Annotated in this window: 4 protein-coding genes; 3 read left to right on the plus strand and 1 reads right to left on the minus strand. The window is 71.9% G+C overall.

All coding sequences use genetic code 11. The annotated features are described in order from the left end of the window. Positions 1-1,305 (minus strand): GAF domain-containing protein (locus GTW08_RS28785; RefSeq protein WP_161152784.1); only part of this gene is annotated, 1,305 nt, incomplete at its 3' end. Between the two features lie 137 nt (positions 1,306-1,442). On the opposite strand from GTW08_RS28785, the gene GTW08_RS28790 reads away from it, so the two are divergent. The 3 genes from GTW08_RS28790 to GTW08_RS28800 are packed head-to-tail and all read left to right on the plus strand — an operon-like array spanning position 1,443 to position 4,089. Beyond that, positions 1,443-2,255 carry an N-acyl homoserine lactonase family protein gene (locus tag GTW08_RS28790; protein WP_073576374.1) on the plus strand — a complete coding sequence of 271 codons (813 nt, stop codon included), beginning with the start codon at positions 1,443-1,445 and terminating at the stop codon, positions 2,253-2,255. Beyond that, a complete protein-coding gene (locus GTW08_RS28795) occupies positions 2,255-3,550 on the plus strand; it encodes a hydroxyacid-oxoacid transhydrogenase (RefSeq protein WP_062397613.1) in 1,296 nt (431 codons plus the stop codon). Before GTW08_RS28790 ends, GTW08_RS28795 begins: the two co-directional genes overlap by 1 nt. A gap of 56 nt (positions 3,551-3,606) precedes the next feature. Continuing rightward, positions 3,607-4,089 carry an FmdB family zinc ribbon protein gene (locus GTW08_RS28800; RefSeq protein ID WP_161152785.1) on the plus strand — a complete coding sequence of 161 codons (483 nt, stop codon included), beginning with the start codon at positions 3,607-3,609 and terminating at the stop codon, positions 4,087-4,089. The last annotated feature ends 18 nt before the right edge of the window (positions 4,090-4,107 follow it).

A 4,107-nucleotide genomic window follows, 5' to 3' on the forward strand; every position in this document is an offset into this window, starting at 1 on the left:
GGCGAGCCCCTCGGCGACGAGCGGTGCCGCGCCGGTCCCCGCGGGGCCGGGGCCGGTCGTCCCGGCGGCGATCACGCACACGTGACCGTCGTGCACCGACACCAGCCAGCGGCCCGCCCCGTCGAGCCCCCGGACCGCCCGCGCCGCGGTCACCGCACCGGCCGGGTCGACGTCGACGACCAGCACCGTGGCCGGGGCGTCGGGGGAGAGGCCGTACTGCGCGAGCCGGGTCCCCAGCGTCGGCCGCGGCGGGACCCGGCTGTCGACGAGCTCCTCGACCAGGGTGGTCTGGGCGGTCTCGTCGGCCTGGGCCAGTGCCCGCTCGACGAGCAGTGCGACCGTCATGAACGCCGAGGCGTGCGCCAGCCGGGCGACGGCGTCGTCGTCGGCGCCCTCCATGACCAGGGTCGCCAGGTGCTCTCCCGCCGTGGTGATCGCGAGCAGCGCGTAGGTCCCGCCGCCGGGCAGGTGCGCGATCGCGACCCCACCGGCCTGCTGGGAGGTGCGGACCGCCGACCGCAACCGCCACCCGGCCAGCTCCTCGGGGGTGAGCAGCCGTCGTCCCGTGCGCAGCGCCCCGGACGGGTCGTGCAGCGAGAGCGGGTGCCCGACGGACTCGGCGAGCACGGCGAACACCCCGGCCGCCTCGGCGGTGGAGCCGGCCATCGCCCCCATGAGGCGTTCGTCGAGGTGCAGGAGGTGTTCCAGGCGCAGCCGGGCGCCGGGGTCGGAACCGTCGTCGCGGGTGGTGCGCAGGCGCCGGATCTCCTCGCCGCGCCGGGTCTGCTCCAGCGCGACGGCGGCTTGCACGGCCATGTGCTCCAGCGCGGTCCGGGCGGCCGGGCCGAGGGTGCGGGGTCCGCGGTGGGCCACGAGCAGCGCTCCCACGACCCGCCCGCCCAGGCGCATCGGGGCGCCGGCGATGGCCCGCACACCCTCGCCGCGCACGATCGTGTCGATCCCCGACAGGTGGTTGAGCGCTTGGTCGGCCAGGTAGTCCGCGGTGGCGACCGTGCCCGCGCCGGCCGCCGCCCGCCCCAGCACACCGGTGCCGAACGGCATCCGGATCGCGCGGTACTCCGGTGTGCGGACGCCGTCGGTCAGCTCGATGTAGGTCGTACCGGAGTGCAGGTCGTTGAGGCTGAAGTAGGCCATGTCCGCGCCGAGCAGCGCCCGGGTGCGGCGCAGTACGGCGCCGAGCATGACGTCGCGGTCGCCGACGTCCGCGAGGTCCAGCGCTGTCTGCCCGACGGCCTGGAGGATCGCGTCCTGGCTGGGCTCGGGGAACGGCGGAGCCGGCTTCATGCGCCCGACCCTATGTCTGTCCGCGCCATGTCCTGCGATCAAGACAGGCGCATACGACCATGGACGCCTGCCCCGGGCTTCCCGAGACTGGCCTGGCGACGAACTGCCAGAACCCTCCAGCGACGAAGGGATCCCTCATGGCCACGGCGAACAAGCTCAGCGTCATCCCCTGCGGGGCGATGCACGCCAATCTCCCGTTCCTGCTCCTCAAGCCCGGTGTCAGCATCAAGCCACGGTCCGAGAAGGACGCCCCGATCGACTGGGTGGAGGTGCCCACGCACTGCGTCCTCGTCGAGACCGACGAGGGCAAGCTGCTGTGGGACACCAGCTGTCCGTCGGACTGGGAGACGCGCTGGGCGCCGACCGGTCTGCAGGAGTTCTTCCCCTACGACCAGGTCGCCGACGACGAGTACCTGGACAAGCAGCTGCACAAGATGGGCGTCGGGCTCGACGAGATCGACTACGTCGTCCTCTCGCACCTGCACTTCGACCACGCGGGCAACGCCCAGATGTTCAAGAACACCAACGCGAAGATGATCTGCTCGGACAAGGAGAAGGAGTTCGCGCTCGGCTTCGAGGGTCCGTTCAACGGCGCCCACCTCAAGGCCGACTACGAGGGCATCGACTGGGAGATCGTCTCCGGCGACGTCGAGCTGCTCCCCGGCGTCAGCATGATCCAGACCCCGGGGCACACCCCCGGCTGCATGTCGATGCGCGTCGACCTCCCCGACACCGGGACGATGATCTTCACCTCGGACGCGGTCTACATGGGAGCGAGCTACGGCCCGCCCGCCGCGCCGGCCGCGATCGTCAACAACCTGGAGGACTGGTTCTCCTCGGTGGAGAAGCTGCGCGGCATCCAGGAGCAGACGAACGCGCAGATGGTGTTCGGCCACGACGCCGAGCAGATCCACCAGCTGCGCAAGGCACCGGAGGGGTCGTACACCTGATGACGTTCGAGGTTCCCGAGTACACCGAGGAGACGATCTTCACCTGGGGTGCGCCGCCGCTGAAGTTCGGCGCGGGCGCGATCGACGAGGTCGGCTTCGAGCTGTCGGCCTACGACGTGTCCCGGGTCCTGATCGTGACCGACCCGGGGGTGAACGCGCTCGGCGCGCCGCAGCGCCTCGCCGACAACCTGTCCCGCTACGGCATCGAGTCCGAGATCTTCGACGGCGTGCACGTCGAGCCGACCGACGACTCGATGAACAAGGCGACCGAGTACGCCCGCGCGCAGGGTCCGTGGGACGGCTTCGTCGCCGTCGGGGGCGGGTCGGCGATCGACACCGCCAAGGCGATCAACCTGCTCACCAGCCACCCCGGCGAGCTGATGGACTACATCAACAAGCCGATCGGTGGCGCGAAGGTGCCGCCCGGGCAGCTCAAGCCGCTGATCGCCGTCCCGACGACGGCGGGCACCGGCTCGGAGTCCACCGCGATGTGCGTGCTGGACATCCTGTCGATGAAGGTCAAGACCGGGATCAGCCACTGGCGGCTGCGCCCGACCCTGGCCGTCATCGACCCGCTGCTGACGATGACGCTGCCGCCGCAGGTCACCGCGGCGGCCGGGATGGACATCACCTGCCACGCGGTGGAGAGCTACACGGCGCGGTACTACACCACCTTCGACCGCAAGAAGCCCGAGGAGCGGGTCACCTACTGCGGCTCGAACCCGGTCTCGGACCTGTGGTGCGAGAAGGCGATGTCGCTGCTCGCGAAGTCGTTCCGGGCCGCCGTCGAGCGCGGCGCCGAGGACGTCGAGGCCCGCTCGGACATGATGATGGCCGCGACCTTCGCGGGCATGGGGTTCGGCAACTCCGGTGTGCACATCCCGCACGCCAACGCCTACCCGATCGCGGGCATGGTCAAGGACTACCGGCCGCAGGGCTACCCGCAGGATGAGGCGATGGTGCCGCACGGGGAGTCGGTGTCGCTGACCGCGCCGGAGGCGTTCCGGTTCTCCTTCGACTCCGCGCCGGAGCGGCACCTGCGGGCCGCGGAGCTGATGGATCCGCGGGCGGACAAGGTGAACGACCCGCGTGAGCAGCTGCCAGGGGTCCTCACCCGGCTGATGCGCGACATCGGCATCCCCAACGGCATCGGCGGCGTCGGCTACACCGAGGCCGACGTGCCGGACCTGGTCCCCGGGACGATGAAGCAGCAGCGGCTGCTCGCGACCTGCCCGCGGACCCCGACCGAGGACGACATCGCCGACATCCTCACGAAGTCCGTCGAGAACTGGTGACCGTCGCGGCCGGTGGTCCTCCGGGGCCGCCGGCCGCCCCGATCGAAGGCGGCACGATGCCGATCTACGTCTTCCGCTGCGGGTGCGGAGCCCGCTTCGAGCACCTCGCGTCCATGTCGGACGCGGCCACCCCGCCCTGCCCGCTCTGCGGGGACGGCGCGACGACCAAGGTCCCCGCCGGGTTCGCGCTCGGCGGCCAGGCCAGCCCCGGCCTGTCCAAGGACGAGATGCCCCAGACCTGGCGCGGGGTCTACAACGGGAACTCCGAGTACATCGACTCGATGCGCCGGACCTGGGACCAGCGACGCAGGCTGGAGGAGAAGTACCCGGAGATCGCCGGGGACCAGCGGCCGATCCTGGCGCACGAGGGCAAGTACCACGACGCCCCGCTGCGGGCCGGTGACATCCAGCTGGGCGGCACCGCCCCCATGCCCGGCGCGGGCGTGGCGGCCAAGCACGGCCACGGCCACGGCCACGGCCACGGCCACGGGCACACCCCCACGCCCGCTCCCGGCCCGAAACCCCCCGCCGCCGACTGAGCCGCGGGGCCCCGGCCG

The sequence above is a fragment of the Pseudonocardia sp. SID8383 genome, from assembly GCF_009864975.1.
In the GTDB taxonomy this organism is placed as follows: Bacteria; Actinomycetota; Actinomycetes; order Mycobacteriales; family Pseudonocardiaceae; genus Pseudonocardia; species Pseudonocardia alni.

Excerpts from the sequence above, each read along its gene's own strand:
- GTW08_RS28790 (WP_073576374.1), top strand. The coding sequence starts at position 1,443 with ATGGCCACGGCGAACAAGCTCAGCGTCATCCCCTGCGGGGCGATGCAC.
- GTW08_RS28795 (WP_062397613.1), top strand. The coding sequence starts at position 2,255 with ATGACGTTCGAGGTTCCCGAGTACACCGAGGAGACGATCTTCACCTGG.
- GTW08_RS28800 (WP_161152785.1), top strand. The coding sequence starts at position 3,607 with ATGCCGATCTACGTCTTCCGCTGCGGGTGCGGAGCCCGCTTCGAGCAC.